Raw genomic sequence first — 17,967 nt, 5'->3', positions numbered from 1 at the left:
CCGCGCCTGGGTGTGGGTTTCTTGTCGTTCCGAACCCGCCCCGCGCCCCCCCCCCCCGCCCCGGGGTCCGCCCGCCCCCCCCCCCCCCCCGCCCCCCCCCCCCCCCCACTTCAGGTGCGGCGGGTAGCGTACAAACAAAAACCCCGCATCGTTGGATGCGGGGTTTTGCTTGTGCCGAAACAACCCTGGCTTCGCGGCTTACGCCGCTCCTACAAGAGCAGGGTTACACCGTCGCCGGCAACAGGTGCTCCGGCTCGGACTCGGTTTCCACGATCAGTTCGCCGTCGCGGACGTCGATGCTGACCTTGCCTCCATTGAGCAATTTGCCAAACAGCAGTTCGTCGGCCAGCGGGCGCTTCACCTTGTCCTGGATCACCCGGTACATCGGTCGCGCACCCATGTCGGCGTCGAAGCCGTGGTGGGCCAACCATTCGCGGGCGGCCGGCGTAGCCGACAAGGAAACGTGCTTGTCCTGCAGCAGCATCTCCAGCTCGATCAGGAACTTGTCCACCACCCGCAGGATGTGGTCAAAACCCAGTGGCTGGAACTGAACCACCGCATCCAGGCGGTTGCGGAACTCCGGGGTGAAGCTCTTGCGGATCACCTCCATCGCATCGGTGGCATGGTTCTGCTTGGTGAAGCCAATCGAGCGCCGTGCCGCCTGGGTGGCGCCGGCATTGGTGGTCATCACCAGGATCACGTTCTTGAAGTTGGCTTCGCGACCATTGGTGTCGGTGAGCACACCGCGATCCATGACCTGCAACAGGATGTTGAAGATGTCCGGGTGCGCCTTCTCCACCTCGTCCAGCAGCAGCACGCAGTGCGGTGTCTTGACGATTTTCTCGGTCAGCAGGCCGCCCTGGTCGAAGCCGACATAACCCGGAGGCGCGCCGATCAGGCGGCTGACCGAATGCGGCTCCATGTACTCGGACATGTCAAAGCGCACCAGTTCGATACCCAGCTGCAGCGCCAGCTGACGGGTCACCTCGGTCTTGCCCACACCGGTGGGGCCGGCGAACAGGAAGTTGCCAATTGGTTTGTCCGGGCTGGCCAGGCCGGAACGCGACAGCTTGATCGCGGATGCCAGCGATTCGATGCCCTGGTCCTGGCCGAAGATCACCATCTTCAGGTTGCGCTCCAGATGCTGCAGCACATCCTTGTCGGTGGCGGTGACCTGCTTGGCCGGGATGCGCGCCATCTTGGCCACGATGGTCTCGATCTCCTCGACGTCGATGCGCTCCTTGCGCTGCCCTTCCGGCAGCAGTCGCTGACGCGCACCAGCCTCGTCGATCACGTCGATGGCCTTGTCCGGCAGCAAGCGATCGGCAATGTGCTTGACCGACAGGTCCACCGCCGCCTGCAGGGCATCGTCGGCATAGGTCACGCCGTGATGTGCTTCGTACTTGGGGCGCAGGCCCTTGAGGATTTCGTAGGTTTCGCCAACGGTGGGCTCGACGATGTCGATCTTCTGGAAGCGACGCGCCAGCGCCCGATCCTTCTCGAAGATCCCGCGGTATTCCTGGAACGTGGTCGAGCCGATGCAACGCAGTTCGCCCGAGGCCAGTGCCGGCTTGATCAGATTGGAGGCATCCATGGTGCCGCCAGACGCCGAACCGGCACCGATGATGGTGTGGATTTCGTCGATGAACAGCACCGAGTTGGGGATCTTCTTCAGCGCGGTGATCACGCCCTTCAGGCGTTTCTCGAAGTCGCCGCGGTACTTGGTACCAGCTACCAATGCGCCCAGATCCAGCGAATAGATCACCGCATCGGCAAGCACGTCCGGCACTTCACCGTCGACGATGCGCTTGGCCAGGCCTTCGGCAATGGCGGTTTTGCCCACACCGGCTTCACCGACATACAGCGGATTGTTCTTGCGGCGACGGCACAGCACCTGGATGGTGCGCTCGATCTCGTCGCGGCGCCCAACCAGCGGATCGATCCGCCCAGCCTTGGCCTGTTCGTTGAGATTGCTGGCGAACTCGGCCAGCGAATCGCCCTTGCCTTCACCATCGCCGCCCTCGGCCCTGCCCTCACCCTCAAGCGGGGAAGACATCTCCGGATCGTCGCCACTCTTGCCCACGCCATGGGACAGGTAATTGACCACATCAAGACGGGTCACATCCTGTTGGTTGAGGTAGTAGACCGCGTGCGACTCCTTTTCACCGAAGATAGCGACCAGCACATTGGCACCGGTGACTTCCTTCTTGCCCGAGGACTGCACGTGGTACACGGCCCGCTGCAGCACCCGTTGGAAGCCCAAGGTGGGCTGGGTGTCGCGCCCGTCGTCCTCGGCCAGCAACGAGACCGAAGCATTGATCGCCTTCTCCAGCTCGCGCCCCAGACGTTCCAGATCCGCCCCGCATGCCTTGAGTACAGCTTGCGCCGAGGCGTTCTCCAACAAAGCCAACAGTAGATGTTCAACCGTCATGTACTCATGACGGGCTTCTCGGGCGCGCTTGTAGCACTGACCAATGGTCTGCTCGAGGTCTTTACTGAACATAAGGCACTCCGGTTGCGGTTGGAGACAATATGCGGCCTGACAAGGATTTTTCCAGCACTGTAATGACGAAGATGTAGACGCCAGGCCGGCAGACCCGGCAAATCGCCCGTACCCGTGAATACTGCATTCAGTTTCGACGCAGGAACAGGGGGTTGGATTGCCGTTGCGCTCATGCGACGCAACGCATCGTTTCGTCTTCTGGCACTCCCGCGCTGCGGCACGGCTCTGGTTTTACAGCAGACCTGCGGCCAGTGCGGCACCGATGCTGATAACCGTGCTGCATGGGCAAACCGCCGGGCGCACAGTCGGCGCCCAAACCAGGCTCAGGCCCGCTCCATCGTGCACATCAGCGGGTGTTGGTTCATGCGAGAGAACTCGTTGACCTGGGCAACCTTGGTCTCGGCAACTTCGCGGGTATAAACACCGCAGATGCCGCGGCCACGGGTATGGACGTGCAGCATCACCTGGGTGGCCTTGTCCATGTCCATCGAGAAGAAGCTCTGCAGGACCGTCACCACGAAGTCCATCGGGGTGTAATCGTCGTTCAGCAGCATCACCTGGTACTGCGGCGGGGGCGCAACCTCGGGCTTGCCGGGGGCTACCAGCAGGCCATGTTCGCTGTCGTGTTGGGTCTTCTGGGACATCCGTCGATTATAGCCGTTCCCGGTGGCTGTCTTTTGACCATTGGACGTCACCCCCCTCGCCCCCGCACAATTTACCGGCTAACCATCCATTCCTTGGGGAAAACATGAAGAAGTCTGTACTCAGCATCGCCTTGCTGGCCTTGGCCACGGCTGCCGCCGGAAGTGCTTTTGCCGGCGAGCCTGACCGGGCGGTTGGTCGCGTGCTTGATACGCTCAAGTACAAGTACGAAGTGGACAGCGATGGTGACTACCAGCTGGTCTTTGAAATGGACGATGACCGTACCCAGCTGGTGTTCGTGCGCTCCACTGTTGAGACCTACGGCAGCCACCACGTCCGTGAAATCTGGTCGCCGGGCTACAAGTCCGAGGGTCCGCAATTCCCGGCACTGGTTGCCAACCGCCTGCTGGAGGACTCCAACGACTCCAAGCTCGGCGGCTGGGTCAAACAGGGCGACGTGGCCATGTTCGTGGTCAAGGTTGATGCCGATGCGAGCTCGGAGGTGATTTCCGACGCCATCGACGCCGCCGCCAAGAGCGCCGATGCGATCGAGCTGGAAATGACGTCCAAGGACGAGTACTGAGCGTGAATGCTTTGCAGTCCCAGCGATGGGCGCCACATGTGACCGTGGCCACGGGGGCCCCCCGGCCTGGCAAACTGCTGCTGTTAGTGTAATAAAAGACCGGCCGTCTGTTTTTCAACCCGCCGGCGGGCCACCTCGAGCCAGGCTAACGCCTGCGCGAGGCGGCAGTGCGTGAAACCCGCGAAGAAACCGGCTGGGACGTGCACCTGACCGGCTTCATCGGCAGTTACCAGTGGACGGCTGCCGATGGCACGCCGTTCCTGCGCTTCGCCTTCGCCGCCGAGCCATTGCAGCATCACCCCGGACAGGCGCTGGACACCGGCATCGTGCAGGCACTGTGGATGAGCCCGGTTGCCCTGCAGGCCGATATGGCGCGACTGCGCAGCCCGCTGGTCTGGCATACGATCTCCGACTGGTTGGCCGGGCAGCGCTACCCGCTTTCGATCGTGCGACAGGTGGCACCGTGAGCAATCCCAATATCGTGGTGGGGGTTTCCGGCGGCGTGGATTCGTCGGTGGCGGCACTCACCCTGGTCCAGCAAGGCCTGGATGTCGCTGGCCTGTTCATGCAGAACTGGGCTGACGATGGCAGCGGCCATTGTCGGGCCGAAGATGATCGCCGCGACGCGGTGGCGGTCTGCGGCCGGCTCGATATTCCATTTCATTTCCGCGATTTTTCCAGCGAATACTGGCAAGGGGTGTTCGAGCACTTCCTTGCCGAATACGCGGCTGGCCGCACGCCCAACCCGGACGTGCTGTGCAACCGCGAGGTCAAGTTCAAGCACTTCCTGGACGCCGCGCGCGAACTGGGCGCCGAGCGTATCGCCACCGGCCACTATGCCCAGGTCGACCATTCCGGTGGCCGCTGGCGTCTGCTGCGCGGTGCCGACCGTAGCAAGGACCAGAGCTATTTCCTGCACCAGCTGGGCCAGGCCCAGCTGGCGGCAACCCTGTTCCCGATCGGGTACATGGAAAAGAGCGAGCTGCGCCGCATCGCCCGCGAAGCCGGCCTGCCGACCCATGCCAAGAAGGATTCCACGGGCATCTGCTTCATTGGTGAACGCGATTTCCGCGAATTCCTTGGCCAGTACCTGCCGGCCCGCGAAGGTGAGATACAGGACCCCGATGGCCAGGTCATTGCCCGCCACCCCGGCGTGTTCTATTTCACCCTGGGCCAGCGCGAAGGCCTGAACATCGGCGGCGTGCGTGGGCGCCCGGCGGCGCCGTGGTTCGTGGTCGGCAAGGACGTGGCGCGCAATATCCTGTACGTCGATCAGGGCCATGACAGCCCCTGGCTGCAGTCCAACTGGCTGCGCAGCGAAACCATGCACTGGATTGCCGGTGCCCCGCCCGCCCGTGAATTCGAATGCACTGCGCAGACCCGCTACCGCCAACCGGACGAAGCCTGCACCGTGAAGGTGCGTGATGACGGTACGCTGGACGTGCATTTCGCACGCCCGCAACGCGCCGTCACCCCTGGCCAGTCGCTGGTGCTGTACGACGGCATGGAATGCCTGGGCGGCGCGGTGATCGCCGCCACCGATGCACCGTTGGAGCGCCGCTTGGCCGCCCCTGTTTCCCCTTGAGAGATGACCATGACTTTTTCCATCGATGACCGCGTACTTGCCTTGGCTGGCATTGCCCAGGCCTTGCAGCAGGTACGCCGCATCGCCGAAACCGGCCATTCGGAGAGCGCCGTGGTGCGCACCGCAATGGACAGCGTGATGCGTATTGATGCCAGCTCGCCGGCCGCCGTGTATGGCAGCGCTACCCAGGTAGAGCCCGGCCTGCGCCTGCTGCGCGACTATTTCCGCAACCAGGGCAAGGACGAGTTGCTGCCGCGGCTGGCGCTGTCGGTGATGCAGCTGGAACGCCGTTTCGTGCGCGAAGGCGCCACGGTCGACAAAGTGGAAGCTGGCATCGAGCGCGCCACCCGCATCGCCCAGGACCGCGCCGACAGCTGCCACCCTGACGTATTGAGCGCGATGGGCGCGCTGTATGCCGACACCATCAGCCAGCTCAAGCCCAAGATCATGGTGCAGGGCAACCCACACTACCTGGGCCAGGCGATGGTGGTGTCCGAGATCCGTGCGCTGCTGCTGGCGGCGGTGCGCTCGGCGGTGTTGTGGCGTCAATTGGGTGGCAGCTACTGGGACTTCCTGTTCTCACGCAAGGCCATGCTCGAAGCCATCGAGCACCGCCTGCGCTGATTTTCCAGGCCCGCAATTGCAGCGGTTGCGGGCCTGCATCGCAAAACCTCCCGGGATTCACGCCAGTGGGCTAAAGACACCCTGCCTACTGCCGATACTGCATTCGTGACTCTCCCGAGAACGTCCATGTATTCACGTATTGCAATCCGTTTGGCAGCCCCGCTTGTCCTCACCCTTCTGGTTGTGGTCGCTGCCGCCCTGTCCTGGCCCTCCGCGGCCCTGTGGGCGATCCTGACCACCATGGTGCTGAGCTGGCTGGTGTTTGCCTGGTGGAGCGTGCATTCGCAGACCCAGCGCTCGCCCGAGCATGCCAAGGTGTTGAAAGAGCAGGACCAGCTGCTCAATGAGCTGCGCAGCTTCGTCAGCAACGAAATCGATGGCTCGCGCAGCGAGATCGAGCGCGCCCGCGAGCTGATCCGGCAAGCGGTCGGTGGCCTTGGTGGCAGCTTTGATGCAATGAGCCGCAAGTCACGCCAGCAGAGCCAGGCTTTGGCTCGTATCGTTGACCGCGCCGGCGAAGAAGGCAGCGGTGGTGGCGGTGTGGACGTGGCCCGTTTCGCCCAGAATGCCAGCCATCAGATGGAACAGCTGGTGGAGGCCCTTGAGCAGGTCAGCGGCCAGAGCAGCAACACCGTGCAGCACATCGACCAGATGGCGCAGCACCTGGATGGCATCTTCGCCCTGCTTGAGGACGTCAAGTCGATTGCCGACCAGACCAATCTGCTGGCCCTGAATGCCGCCATTGAAGCGGCGCGTGCTGGCGAAGCCGGTCGTGGCTTCGCGGTGGTGGCCGACGAGGTGCGAAACCTCTCCGAGCGCTCCACCACCTTCAATGAGCAGATCCGCAAGCTGGCCCACAGCTCCAAGGATGCCATTGCCAAGGTGCGTGAGACCGTTACCCACATGGCTTCGCGCGATATGGACCGGTCCCGCGAAGCACGCCACGAAGCCGCCTCGATGCTGGACAGCGTGGCCGCCATCAATGCCTCGTTGGGCGACGGCATGCGCGAGATCTCCGAATGCGGCCGCGCCATCGACGGCAGTGTTGCCGAAGCCGTGCGCGCCCTGCAGTTCGAAGACATCGCCACCCAGGCCCTGGGCGGTGTGCATACCCATCTCGACCGTCTGGGCGCGATCAACCGCGAAGCCGTCGCCCTGCAGGAACTACTGCACCGCAACGGCGGCGTGTTCGATGGCGAGATGGTCAGCGCGCTGCAGCGTACCGGCAGCCGCCTGCGCGAAATGCGCGTGGAGTGGGAGCGCCCGCCGCACAAGCCGGTGTCCCAGCAGAGCATGGGCGCAGGCACGGTGGAGTTGTTCTGAGTTCACCCCGCACCCGTTCTGCAAACGAGCCCCGGCCCTTGGCCGGGGCTTTGCTGTTGCTGCAACCGCGCTGAATTATGCTGATACCCCGCTCCGCCGCCGACAGCAACGCCGAACCAGCACCGCAGGCTGATGACGTCATGCCTCTTTCCACCGCCACCAACGGCATCTCCTTGAGCCGACGCGAACAGCTCGCGTTGCTTGAACAGCGTGCACAGCAGGAGCTGCTGGAGCTGCGCGCACTGCGCGATCAAGCCCAGAGTCCCGGCCGCGCCGAGGACGTCGATTGGCTGACAAGCTGCATCGACTGGGACTTGTCCGTTCCCTGATACACCTCTCGCGATGTGCCGCGCATAGACGGGCTACATGTGCCTTTTTGTGGGAGCGGCGTCAGCCGCGAAGCAAGGGCATCATCAGATGAAGGCCTGTCAGCATCGCCAGCTTCGTGGCTTACGCCGCTCCCACATGCAATGAACAACCTGGCCCCGGCCAGCGCAGAAGCAGCAGAGGGCTGATGTCCTGCAGTCTTTGCCGGGCCACATGTCTTCACACATCGCAGCTTCCCTTGCCGGAGCGGCTTCAGCCGCGAAGCACAGACATCATCAGATGAAGGCAGGCGAGCAACACCAGCTTTGCGGCTGATGCCGCTCCCACATACAAACAGAAAGGCAAAGAAAAAGCCCGGCTGCGGATCACGCAGCCAGGCTTGGTTGTTTGCTTTGCCGACAATCAGTGGGTCGCGCTGATGGTCGTGATCGCCCCCAGATTCGGCAGCTCAAGCAACTCGCCCGGACCGCTGCGCAACCACTGCACCATCTCGCGCGGCCGCAGTGGCCGCGAGAACAGATAGCCCTGCAACTCATCGCAACCTTGCTGGATCAGCATCGCTGCTTCAGCCTGGGTCTCCACGCCTTCGGCCACCACCAGCATGCCCAGTGCATGCCCCAGGTGCACGATGGCCTGGGTGACCTCGGCCGTGCCAGCATCGTGCAACATGCCCTGCACAAAGCTGCGGTCAATCTTCAGCCGCTGCACCGGGAAACGGTTCAGATAATGCAGGTTGGAGAAGCCGGTGCCGAAGTCGTCCACGGCAAGCGGAATGCCATGCTGCTCGAAGACATCGAAACACTGGCGCAACGTGTCGGTATCGCGGATCAGTGCCGACTCGGTCAGCTCCAGCTCCAAGCGCTGTGCGGGCCAGCCATATTGCTGACAGATGCTGACCACGCGTTCGGCGAAGCCGCGATCACGTAGCTGCAATGCCGAGACATTGACCGCAATGCGGTCGAATTTCAGCCCGGCCTGCTGCCACACCACTGCCTGCCTGCAGACTTCCTGCAGTACCCAGTCGCCGATATGGATGATCTCGCCGCATTTCTCGGCAATCGGAATGAACTCGGCAGGGCTGCAGGAACCGATCCTGCCACTGTTCCAGCGCAGCAGCGCCTCGATCGAGGGCGTTGCGTCGCCACCGGCATGCACCAATGGCTGGTAGACCAGACTGAACTCGTCGCGCTCGACCGCCCCATGCAGCGCATGTTCGATCTCGACCCGGCGCTGGGTACGTGCCAATGCATCCTGGCTGTAATACTGGTAGGTATTGCGACCGGCCTCTTTGGCAGCGTGCATTGCTGCATCGGCGGCACGCAGCAGGCTGTCGAAGTCGTTGCGCCCCTCGTCCAGCAGTGCGATACCGACGCTGGCACCAACCTTCAAGGTGACATCCTCGCGGTAGAGCGGCTCGGCCAGTGAGGCGATCAACTTGCGTGCCACATGCCCGGCATCATCCGGCTCGACCAGGTTGCGCAGGATCACGATGAACTCATCGCCATTGAAGCGGGCGAACAGATCGGCATTGCGCAGGTTCTGGTGCAGGCGCGCAGCCGCAGCCTTCAGCAACATGTCACCGGTGGCGTGACCAAAGGTGTCATTGATGCTTTTGAAACCGTCCAGATCGATGAACAGCATCGCCAGGACGGCACCACGTTCGCGTGCCTCGATGATCGCTTCCGAGCCCTGCTCACGCAGCAGCATGCGGTTGGGCAGCCCGGTCAACAGGTCGTAATGCGCCAACAATTCCAGCCGCTCATCGGCCTCACGCTCGCGGGTGATATCGCGGAACAGCACCACGAAGCGCTCAGGCAGGCCATCGCGTTGGTCCAGTTCGATCAGCACCTGCACCCACACCCGTTGCCCGGAGGGGCGGTAGAAGCACAGATCAAGCTGTTCAGGCAGGCCGCCCTGTGCAATGCGCTGCAAAGCAGACTCAAAGTTGTCGCGCGAGTCCGGGATGTAAAGATCCAGTGCCTGGTCCAAGGTCACCGGCGCCTTGCGCAGGCCATGGATGCGGTAGCACTCCTCGGTCCACTGCATCGCGCGGGTGCTGACCTCGATCTCACAGCCGCCGATACGGCCCAGCGCGGAGACCCGATTCAGCAATTCGGTGCGCCAGCGAATCAGGGCATCGGTGCGACGCTGATTGCTGATGTTCTGCACCTGGCCCAGCACCCGATGCAGGCCGCCAGCGCCGTCATAATCAAGCTCCACCCAGATACGCAGCTGCTGCTGGGTTACCGGATCGCGACCCCAGGTGATATCAAAGCTGCCGCCTTTGGCCTCATCCAGCACACGCCGCCAACTGCAGAACAGATGCGTGCGCGCGTCGCTGCTCAGGTTGCGCAACCACTGCCGACCGGTCGGTAGTGTCGCATCGCTCCAACCAATGGCCGCGGCGAATTCCTCTGACCATTGAACGCGCTTGCGCTGTGGCTCCCATACCCAGCTGCCCATGCCGGCCACACGCTGCGCACGGCGTAACAGGGCCTGCTGCGAACGCAGTTCGTCTTCCAGCGACTTCTGTTGCTGGATGTCGGTATAGGTACCAACCATCCGTAACGGTTGGCCATCGCCAGCGCGAGTGACTACCTGACCACGGTCCAGCACCCAATGCCAGCTGCCGTCAGCCTGGCGTAGGCGAAACTGGCAGGCGAAAGGAACCTGCGGGTCATGCAGGTGCGCGGCAATGGCCTGTCTTAGCTGCAACTGGTCTTCCGGGTGCACGTCGTCCAGCAGGCCGATGCCAGGTTGCTCCGCGCTTGCGACATGTTCCGGGCTGGTGCGGGTAACCGCATTGCTGACAATATCCCAGTCCCACAGACTGTGGCCTGCCGATTCCATTGCCATCGCCCAGCGGGCGTTGCGCGCCTCGCTATCGCTGGCAACGGAATACAGGTAACCCAGTGGCGCCGCTGAGGGCGACTGGACCACACTGAGCCAGCCATCCAGCCGTTGGCCAGCCCCCGGCAGCGGGCAGGCCACTGCCTCATGCTGGTCCAGTCGCTTCCGGACACCGGCAAGTTGCGGGCAATAACGTGACAGGCGTTCGGGCAGGCCCAGCTCCCTGGCCATGCCATTGGCGGCCAATGGTTGCCCGTCCGTGTCCAACAGCACGACGGCCGCGTTCAACGGATGACGAAGCAGGCTAGCTATGACGCCGCGATCCACGCGATCTATCTCCATGCCCGACAAACCGGGTACCCATTCGATAACGGCACCAACTCGGCAGAATTGAGCACTTCGTCGTGCGCTCTGTGCACAAGCCGTTAAACTGCCGCAACGCTTGTCCGAAACCGCCTCTTATCATGCAAGCCGATCCGGCCTCTTCTGCTCCATCCGTGTCCGTCGCACTCCTGCAGCGGCGCGCATGCATGCTCTGGTTGCTTGGTTTCGCCGTTTTTTTGGCGGCCGCCATGGTGGTATTGCTGGCAACGGACGCGAATTCATCCGGCTGGCGCGCACAAAGTGTGATGGCGATCGCGGTGGTGATCTGCGGCACGCTTGCCCTGCTCTGCTGGCAGCTCTGGTCATTGAAGCCTCCGGCCAACTTCCGTAAGTGTCTGCCTGCCGAGTTCGAGCAGCTGGCGGCGTTGCTTCCTGACGGCGTGGTGGTCGCCGATGGCGATACCCTTCTTTATGTCAATCCGGCCGGAAGCAGCATTCTGGGTGTCAGAAGCGGGGAGAGTGCCGTCCAGTTGCTGACTGGCTTGAGTGCCCATGGCCGGCATTCCAGCAACTGCGAACTGCCAATGCAGCTGTCACGGATGGGGGGTGGCGCTTTCCACGCCATGGTGATCACTCGGCAACTGCATCATGGCAGCGGCGCCTGCCAGCTCTTCGTGATCCGTGACTTGAGTGAACTGGAGCGCGGCAAGGCTGCCCTGGCCGCTAGCAACAGCGAGTTGCAGGCCATGGCGGGCCGCCTGTTCTCTCTGCAGGAGGATGAGCGTCGCTCGATCTCACGCGACCTGCACGACGATATCGGCCAGGCCATCACCGCGATGAAGCTGGCCGCCTGCGCCGCCCGCGATGAAGACAACAAGCCACGGCGGCAGGACGATATCGACCAGATCATCGAGCTGGCGGATAGCACGGTGATCAAGCTGCGCAATCTGTCGATGCTGCTGCGGCCGCCGCAGCTCGATGCACTGGGCCTGGAAGCGGCATTGCGTTGGCAGGCCGGCCTGCTGTTCCGATCCACCGATGTTGAGTTGCTGCTGGATGTGGATGCGCTGCCGCGCCGACCCAGCAACGAGGTTGAGCAGGCCTGTTTCCGGATTGCCCAGGAAAGCCTGACCAATGCGCTGCGCCACGCCAGCGCCAGCCAGGTATCGCTGTCGCTGCGCGACGGCAACAATGGCGACCTGCACCTGCAGGTGGTGGACGACGGTGAAGGCTTTGATCCGGCCGGCCCGCGCGGTCTTGGCATGATCGTGATGCGCGAGCGCGCCCAGAGCGCCGGCGGCAGCCTGCATATCGAGACCGCGCCGGGTGCAGGCACCCGTATTGATCTGCGTTTACCCTATGCAATGGACGCACTGTGAGCCCCCAAGGACCCCGCCCGATGTGGAATACCAGTCCGCCTTCGCCTGGTGATCGCAATGACGCGCGGCCTGCCCGGCTGGGCGCCGGCAATCCTGAGCTGGCCACCCTGGTCGACGCCGCCAACCGCACCGGCACCTCGTTGATGCTGCTGCATCTGGACATCGACCACTTCGCCTCGGTCAACGAGAACATGAGTGCCGAGGTGGGCGATCAGGCCCTGATCCTGATTGCTGAACGTCTGCGTGGTTTTCTTGGCGAGCGCGGCAGGCTGTGGCGGCACGGCAGCGATGAATTCCTGATCGCAGTGCCACGCAGCAGCCAGACGCCGGCACCGGAAGACTTCGCCGAGCAGGTACGGCAGCAGATCGAGCTGCCGTTGTCGGTACTCCCCTATACCCTGTTCCTGACTGCCAAGATCGGCGTTGGCCTCTGCCCGGAGCATTCCAACACCGCGACCGGGGTGTTGGATCTGGCCGAAGACGCCCTGCACCAGGCAGGTCGCGAAGGCGGCAACGCGGTGCACGTGCACGTGCTGCACAAGCCCAGCAGTGCGCATAGTGAAAGCATCATCTCGCGGCAACTGGTGGACGCCATCGACAACGGTGAGCTGCGCCTGCGCTACCAGCCCCTGGTCAGCGCCCGCGATGGTCACGTCATGGGCATGGAGGCACTGTTGCGCTGGCAGTCCCCAACCCTGGGCATGCTGGTGCCCGAACGCTTCATGCGTACCGCCGAGCGGCTTGGCATCATCGTGCAGATCGGTGCCTGGGTACTGGAAACGACCCTGCGCCAGGCCAAGGTCTGGCGTGACCAGGGCTTCGAAGATTTCAATGTGGCGGTCAACGTCTCGACTCTGCAGCTGCTGCGCCCGAACTTTTTCACCGAAGTGATGGCAATGCTGCAGTCGATCGGTGTGCCGGCACGCATGCTGACCCTGGAAATCAACGAAAGCGCGCTGACCAACAACGTCAACTTTGTCCACGAAACCCTGGCCAACCTGCGCAACGAAGGCATCAGTCTGTGCCTGGACAACTTCGGCACCGGTGATTCCAGTTTGAGCGCACTGGTTCGCTACCCGGTGGACAAGCTCAAGATCGACCGCAGCTTCATCAAGAGTGCACCTGCCGCAAACCGTGAGGCCGCGATCAGCCGCGCCATCATCGCCATGGGCCACCAGCTGGGCATGACCGTGATTGCCAATGGTGTGGAATCGCAGGCGCAGCTCGGTTTCCTGCGGCGCAATGACTGCGATGTGTTCCAGGGCTATCTGTTTGGCGAGCCAATGTCGGCCGACGCCGCCGGCATGACCTTGCGCCGTCGCTACCTGCGGCCGGAGGCATTTGCCGAGACGCGTCCCGACCGCACCTTGCTGCTGCTGGACGATGAAGAGAACGTACTGCGGTCACTGGTGCGCCTGTTCCGTCGCGATGGCTACCGGATACTGGCCGCCGGCAATGTGCGTGATGCGTTTGATTTGCTGGCGATCAATGACGTACAGGTGATCCTGTCCGATCAGCGCATGAGCGACATGAGTGGAACCGAGTTCCTGGGCCGGGTGAAGATGTTGTACCCGGACACGATCCGTCTTGTGCTCTCCGGCTATACCGACCTGAACACCGTCACCGACGCGATCAACCGTGGCGCCATCTACCGCTTCCTCACCAAGCCATGGAACGATGATGATCTGCGCGAGCATATCCGCCAGGCCTTCCGTACCCATGATGAGAAGCAGGGTGTGGGCGCGGCGTAGGCACCGGCCAGGTCGTTTCAGTTTTCTTGTGGGAGCGGCGTCAACCGCGAAGCCACTGATGGCTCAGTCCCGTATGCATTCGCTGCAGTTGCACGATCCATCACTGGAATCCCCCCGCCGAAAATCTGCGACTGCAGTTGCCGCGAAGACTGACACAGCACCAGCTTCGCGGCTGACGCCGCTCCTGCACTCCCGCAGCCGTGCAGCCGATTACTTCGGCTGGCGGATCGGCAGCACGATGCGGAAGCACGAGCCCTCGCCTACCGTGCTGTCCAGGTCAATGCGGCCGTGATGCTTGTTGATGATGCCGTAAGAAATAGACAGGCCCAGGCCGGTACCGCTGCCCACCGGTTTGGTGGTGAAGAACGGGTCGAATATGCGCTGGCGCAACTCCGGTGAAATGCCCGCACCGTCATCCTTGAATTCAACCCAGACTTCATCGCCGCTGACACCCGTGCTGACCACGATATTGCCGCGATCGGCAATCGCGTGGCCGGCATTGAGCAGCATGTTCATATAGACCTGGTTGAGCTCCGAAGGCAGGCACTCGATCATCGGCAGTTCGCCGTAGTGGCGCTCCAGCGTGACCTTGTACTTGAGCTCGTTCCAGATGATGTTGATGGTCGACTCCAACCCGGCGTGCAGGTCAACCAGCTTCCACGACTCGTCGCGACCGGAATACGAGAAGTCCTTGAGGTCGCGCACGATGCGGGTGACTCGTTCGATGCCCTCGCGGGACTCGGCCATCAGCTGCGGCAGGTCACGGCTGATGAAGTCGATATCGAGGCGGTCGCGGATGTCGTCGATTTCCGGGATCAGCGCCTTGGGATCAGGTGCGCGCAAGGCCCGCTCATAGGCTTCGATCACTGTGAACAGGCTGCGCAGGTACTCCTGCAAGCTGCCCAGGTTGGAATGGACGTAGCCGATGGGGTTGTTGATTTCGTGGGCGACGCCGGCGGCAAGCTGGCCGATGGAAGCCATCTTCTCGGACTGCAGCAATTTTTCCTGGGTGCCATTCAAGCGCAGATAGGCCTGGCGCAGCTCGGCATGACGCTGCTGCAACTCGCGCTCGTAGTCCTCCGGGCCATCGATATGCTGGAACAGGGCCAGGAACGCTTCGCCAGCTTCGTCGCTGTGATGGTGCAGATGTAGGGTGATGACTCGCTCCCCGACCGGCAGACTACCAATCCAACTGCCCGAGTCGCGGGCCTGCGACAGTGCCAACGGTGGCAACAAGGCTTCCAGCTGGCGGCCAAGGCCCGCACTGCCAGGGCCATCCACACCAAACAATTCGCGCACCAGGCCGTTGGCGATGCTCACTTCAAATTTGCCACTGAACACCAGCATCCCGTGCTGGACGCGCTCGCCGAGGGCTCTCAATGTGGCCGCCGAAGGGGTTGGCATGAGGATGCTGCTATCGATCTGGGTCACGGCGGCCGGCACAAGCTAGGAACAGGCTGCCACTATAGCCGGATGAGCGTTTTCGATCGCGGCGCTGGCGCCACTTTTCTGCGGATCAGGCCACCGCCAGCGGCCGCCGCGCATGTACGGTTTGGGTCTGCCCCTTGGCATCGTAAGACGGTGCGTTCTCGCTACGGCCCAGCTGGCGGAGGGCCCAATTGACCTCGCGGCGGCGACGCGCCAACAACACACCGTTGGCATGGTTGCGTTCTGCCAGCTCCTTGAGCTTCTCAGCCTCGTGCAGAGGCGGTTGCCGTTCCAGCTCGCGCAGGGCCTCCAGCTTGTTGCCGGTGGCGGCAACCAAGGCCGGAACATCGTGCTCGGCCAAGGCGCGTTGTTCGCGGTCAAGCGCCTCGCTCAGACGCTGCAACGGGTCGCCCATGTTGAGGTTCATCCCTGCAACTGCTGGTCCAGACCCAGCATGCGCGCGGCAATGGCATCGGGATTGATCTTGTAGCTGCCGTTTTCCAACGCCTCACGCACGGCTTGCACACGCGCCTGGTCAATGGCCGGGGCGGCACTCAACTCGCGTTGTACGGCCTGCAGCTGGGTAGCCTCGCCGGTCAGGCGCACGCTGTCGGCGGCCTCAACGGGCTTGGGCTTGGCATCGCCTGCGGCGGCTACCTTGGTGTTGATGGCGACGCTGCGCAGCTGCGCTGCGGCCGGAATACCACCGTCGATTTTCTGGCTCATGTGATGGAGTCCTGATTCGGTTCAAAAACGATAACGGCGACGCTGGAGATATCTTTAGCAATTTATCGACTGACCAGCACGTCGCCAGCGGGGGTGGCGATGCCCTGCATCACCCTGCGTGAAGACAGGTTCTCGACCGAGACCCGCTCGCCCTCGCCTGCATCCCCCAGCGCCTTGCCAGCCATGCGCACCTCGACCCCGCCCCGACGCGATACCAGGGCGACATTGTCGCCCCGACGGACGGTGCGGGGCGCCACCAGGTCGGTCGCCGACAGCAGGCTGCCGGCGCTCAATGCACGCCGCGCAACCCGGCCCACGGCTGCCTCCGGCTTCAACAGCACGGCACCGGCCAAACGTGCCGTATCGCGCCTGACGCTGCTGATATCGGCCGCTGCCAGGGTTTCTCCAGCAGCCACGCCACGGGCCAGAACCAGCACCTGCTGCTCTCGGCGGACTTTGACCGGTACGAACAAACGCCAGCCACCGGTCTGCGGGCAGGCGACCTCCACGGTGGTGTTGGCAGTAACTTTTGCCTGCAGCGGTTGCGCACAAGCTGGCAAACGCAGATTCGCATCAAGATTGGCTTCACCACTCTCGCCTGCGCCCAGAGTGGCCAGGGCCGCGGCACGGATGGACTCCACTGACTGGAACGGGGTGGCCCAGGCCAATGCAGGCAGTAGCAGGCTGATTATAAGGAGCAAGCGCTTCAACGGCGGCCACCCGGCTCAGGAATAGTTCGATAGCCCTGATGCAAGTGCCGTGCCAGTCCGGACCAAGGCGGGCACTCAAGTTGTTGCCACCTGCCGCCGATACAGCACTCATGTCACAAGACCTGCTCAACCGAATTGACCAGCGCACCCGGCTGGCCGGCCACAACCGCCTTGCCCTGCTGCTGTTCCGCCTTGGCGGTCGTCAGCTTTTTGGCGTGAATGTATTCAAGGTGCAGGAAGTGCTGCGTCGCCCAGCGCTGTTCCAGGTGCCGGGACTGCCTACGCAGTTTGCCGGTGTGGCCGACGTCCGTGGTCGCTCGGTGCCGGTACTGGACCTGGGCCTGGCCATTGGCCACCCGGAACGTGAACCGGAGGCGGATACATCGCCGGGCTACCTGGTGGTGACCGAGTTCAATCGTTCGGTGCAGGGGTTCCTGGTCAGTGGGGTCGAGCGCATCGTCAACATCGCGGTGGAAGATATCCACCCGCCGCCGGAATTGGGCGCCGAATCGACGTATTTGACCGCTGTTACCCGCTTTCAGGGCGAATTGATCCAGGTGATCGACGTGGAAAGCGTGCTCGCCGATATCGCCCAGGTGCGCAGCGAAGCCGTGCTTGATCCGTCCATGGCCCTGCCGGCCGACGCACCGGCGATGCAGGTGCTGGTGGTTGATGACTCACGTGTCGCCCGTCAGCAGATCCGCAGCGTGCTGGATCAGCTGGGGGTGAGCGCTACCCTGCTCTCGGACGGCAAACAGGCGCTGGAACACCTGTTGCAGATCCATGCGTCCGGCGAAAACCCGGCCGAGCGCTACGCCATGGTGATCTCCGATATCGAGATGCCGGCAATGGACGGCTACACCCTGACGACGGAAATCCGCCGCCATGCGGGGTTGGCGGGCCTGTATGTGCTGCTGCATACCTCCTTGTCGGGCGTGTTCAACAACGCCATGGTGGAGCGTGTCGGCGCCAATGCCTTTGTGGCCAAGTACAGCCCGCATGAACTGGCTGATTTCGTCCTGCAGCGGCTGCGCCATGTGGCTCAGACCCAATACGCGTATAGCTGAGCCCGCTACACGGTAGTGGGGGGGGGGGGGGGGGGGGGGGGGGGGGGGGGGGGGGGCGGCGGCCGCGCGCGGGGGGGGGGGGGGGGGGAGGGGGGGGCGGTTGTTGTGGGGGGGGGGGTGTGGGGGGGGGGGGGGGGGGGGGTCG

The 17,967-nt window shown here is 63.3% G+C and carries 14 protein-coding genes and 2 pseudogenes; 9 read left to right on the top strand and 7 right to left on the bottom strand.

Translation table 11 applies throughout. From position 1 onward, the window contains the following. Positions 1–223: 223 nt before the first annotated feature. A complete protein-coding gene (clpA, locus tag ACVOL0_RS17545; protein ID WP_481550167.1) occupies positions 224–2,503 on the bottom strand; it encodes an ATP-dependent Clp protease ATP-binding subunit ClpA in 2,280 nt (759 codons plus the stop codon). A 323-nt stretch (positions 2,504–2,826) separates the two neighbouring features. Further along, on the bottom strand, positions 2,827–3,147 hold the full coding sequence (gene clpS / locus ACVOL0_RS17540; RefSeq protein WP_282272346.1) for an ATP-dependent Clp protease adapter ClpS: 321 nt from the start codon (positions 3,145–3,147) through the stop codon (positions 2,827–2,829). 104 nt (positions 3,148–3,251) lie between these two features. Here clpS and ACVOL0_RS17535 point away from each other — a divergent pair, with 104 nt between their 5' ends. The 6 genes and pseudogenes from ACVOL0_RS17535 to ACVOL0_RS17510 all read left to right on the top strand — a co-directional run bounded on the left by ACVOL0_RS17535 (position 3,252) and on the right by ACVOL0_RS17510 (position 7,589). Next, positions 3,252–3,728 carry a type III secretion system chaperone family protein gene (locus tag ACVOL0_RS17535; RefSeq protein ID WP_481550166.1) on the top strand — a complete coding sequence of 159 codons (477 nt, stop codon included), beginning with the start codon at positions 3,252–3,254 and terminating at the stop codon, positions 3,726–3,728. Between the two features lie 2 nt (positions 3,729–3,730). After that, positions 3,731–4,195 (top strand): annotated as a pseudogene (locus ACVOL0_RS17530) (NUDIX domain-containing protein). Next, positions 4,192–5,313: a tRNA 2-thiouridine(34) synthase MnmA gene (gene mnmA, locus ACVOL0_RS17525; RefSeq protein WP_481550165.1), complete on the top strand. Its 1,122-nt coding sequence runs from the start codon at positions 4,192–4,194 to the stop codon at positions 5,311–5,313. The pseudogene ACVOL0_RS17530 and the gene mnmA overlap by 4 nt, the downstream one beginning before the upstream one ends. 9 nt (positions 5,314–5,322) lie before the next feature. Further along, positions 5,323–5,937, top strand: coding sequence for a high frequency lysogenization protein HflD (gene hflD / locus ACVOL0_RS17520; RefSeq protein WP_481550164.1), 615 nt, complete (start codon positions 5,323–5,325; stop codon positions 5,935–5,937). 126 nt (positions 5,938–6,063) lie between these two features. Then, a complete protein-coding gene (locus ACVOL0_RS17515) occupies positions 6,064–7,260 on the top strand; it encodes a methyl-accepting chemotaxis protein (RefSeq protein ID WP_481550163.1) in 1,197 nt (398 codons plus the stop codon). A 77-nt stretch (positions 7,261–7,337) separates the two neighbouring features. Continuing rightward, positions 7,338–7,589, top strand: coding sequence for a hypothetical protein (locus ACVOL0_RS17510; protein ID WP_481550162.1), 252 nt, complete (start codon positions 7,338–7,340; stop codon positions 7,587–7,589). Positions 7,590–7,989: 400 nt separating this feature from the next. On the opposite strand, the gene ACVOL0_RS17505 is transcribed toward ACVOL0_RS17510, so the two are convergent. Next, positions 7,990–10,764, bottom strand: coding sequence for a bifunctional diguanylate cyclase/phosphodiesterase (locus ACVOL0_RS17505; RefSeq protein WP_481550168.1), 2,775 nt, complete (start codon positions 10,762–10,764; stop codon positions 7,990–7,992). A gap of 401 nt (positions 10,765–11,165) precedes the next feature. Here ACVOL0_RS17505 and ACVOL0_RS17500 point away from each other — a divergent pair. Together ACVOL0_RS17500 and ACVOL0_RS17495 are read left to right on the top strand one after the other, a co-directional pair. Beyond that, positions 11,166–12,140 (top strand): annotated as a pseudogene (locus tag ACVOL0_RS17500) (sensor histidine kinase); the annotation flags it as partial. Between the two features lie 20 nt (positions 12,141–12,160). Beyond that, on the top strand, positions 12,161–13,891 hold the full coding sequence (locus ACVOL0_RS17495; protein WP_481550161.1) for an EAL domain-containing protein: 1,731 nt from the start codon (positions 12,161–12,163) through the stop codon (positions 13,889–13,891). A gap of 210 nt (positions 13,892–14,101) precedes the next feature. Here the strand turns inward: ACVOL0_RS17495 and ACVOL0_RS17490 are convergent, their stop codons facing one another. The 4 genes from ACVOL0_RS17490 to flgA form a co-directional block, all read right to left on the bottom strand. Continuing rightward, entirely contained in the window at positions 14,102–15,295 is a 1,194-nt protein-coding gene (locus ACVOL0_RS17490) for an ATP-binding protein (RefSeq protein WP_481550160.1), read from the bottom strand. Positions 15,296–15,407: 112 nt separating this feature from the next. Then, a complete protein-coding gene (locus tag ACVOL0_RS17485; RefSeq protein WP_481550159.1) occupies positions 15,408–15,746 on the bottom strand; it encodes a flagellar protein FlgN in 339 nt (112 codons plus the stop codon). Then, positions 15,743–16,045 carry a flagellar biosynthesis anti-sigma factor FlgM gene (gene flgM / locus ACVOL0_RS17480; RefSeq protein ID WP_481550158.1) on the bottom strand — a complete coding sequence of 101 codons (303 nt, stop codon included), beginning with the start codon at positions 16,043–16,045 and terminating at the stop codon, positions 15,743–15,745. Before flgM ends, ACVOL0_RS17485 begins: the two co-directional genes overlap by 4 nt. 62 nt (positions 16,046–16,107) lie before the next feature. Further along, positions 16,108–16,755: a flagellar basal body P-ring formation chaperone FlgA gene (gene flgA / locus ACVOL0_RS17475; protein WP_481550157.1), complete on the bottom strand. Its 648-nt coding sequence runs from the start codon at positions 16,753–16,755 to the stop codon at positions 16,108–16,110. A gap of 110 nt (positions 16,756–16,865) precedes the next feature. Between flgA and ACVOL0_RS17470 the strand changes: the two genes are divergently transcribed. Further along, positions 16,866–17,822: a chemotaxis protein gene (locus tag ACVOL0_RS17470; RefSeq protein ID WP_481529141.1), complete on the top strand. Its 957-nt coding sequence runs from the start codon at positions 16,866–16,868 to the stop codon at positions 17,820–17,822. Positions 17,823–17,967 lie beyond the last annotated feature (145 nt).

The organism is Stenotrophomonas sp. STEN021 (assembly GCF_056760175.1).
Note: the sequence above shows the minus strand (reverse complement) of the source record. Positions and strands in the feature narration are given on the sequence as shown.

Coding starts and splice junctions, on each gene's coding strand:
- ACVOL0_RS17490 (WP_481550160.1), bottom strand. CDS start 15,295: ATGCCAACCCCTTCGGCGGCCACATTGAGAGCCCTCGGCGAGCGCGTC.
- ACVOL0_RS17515 (WP_481550163.1), top strand. CDS start 6,064: ATGTATTCACGTATTGCAATCCGTTTGGCAGCCCCGCTTGTCCTCACC.
- clpA (WP_481550167.1), bottom strand. CDS start 2,503: ATGTTCAGTAAAGACCTCGAGCAGACCATTGGTCAGTGCTACAAGCGC.
- flgM (WP_481550158.1), bottom strand. CDS start 16,045: ATGAGCCAGAAAATCGACGGTGGTATTCCGGCCGCAGCGCAGCTGCGC.
- ACVOL0_RS17510 (WP_481550162.1), top strand. CDS start 7,338: ATGCTGATACCCCGCTCCGCCGCCGACAGCAACGCCGAACCAGCACCG.
- ACVOL0_RS17495 (WP_481550161.1), top strand. CDS start 12,161: ATGTGGAATACCAGTCCGCCTTCGCCTGGTGATCGCAATGACGCGCGG.
- ACVOL0_RS17485 (WP_481550159.1), bottom strand. CDS start 15,746: ATGAACCTCAACATGGGCGACCCGTTGCAGCGTCTGAGCGAGGCGCTT.
- hflD (WP_481550164.1), top strand. CDS start 5,323: ATGACTTTTTCCATCGATGACCGCGTACTTGCCTTGGCTGGCATTGCC.
- clpS (WP_282272346.1), bottom strand. CDS start 3,147: ATGTCCCAGAAGACCCAACACGACAGCGAACATGGCCTGCTGGTAGCC.
- ACVOL0_RS17535 (WP_481550166.1), top strand. CDS start 3,252: ATGAAGAAGTCTGTACTCAGCATCGCCTTGCTGGCCTTGGCCACGGCT.
- ACVOL0_RS17470 (WP_481529141.1), top strand. CDS start 16,866: ATGTCACAAGACCTGCTCAACCGAATTGACCAGCGCACCCGGCTGGCC.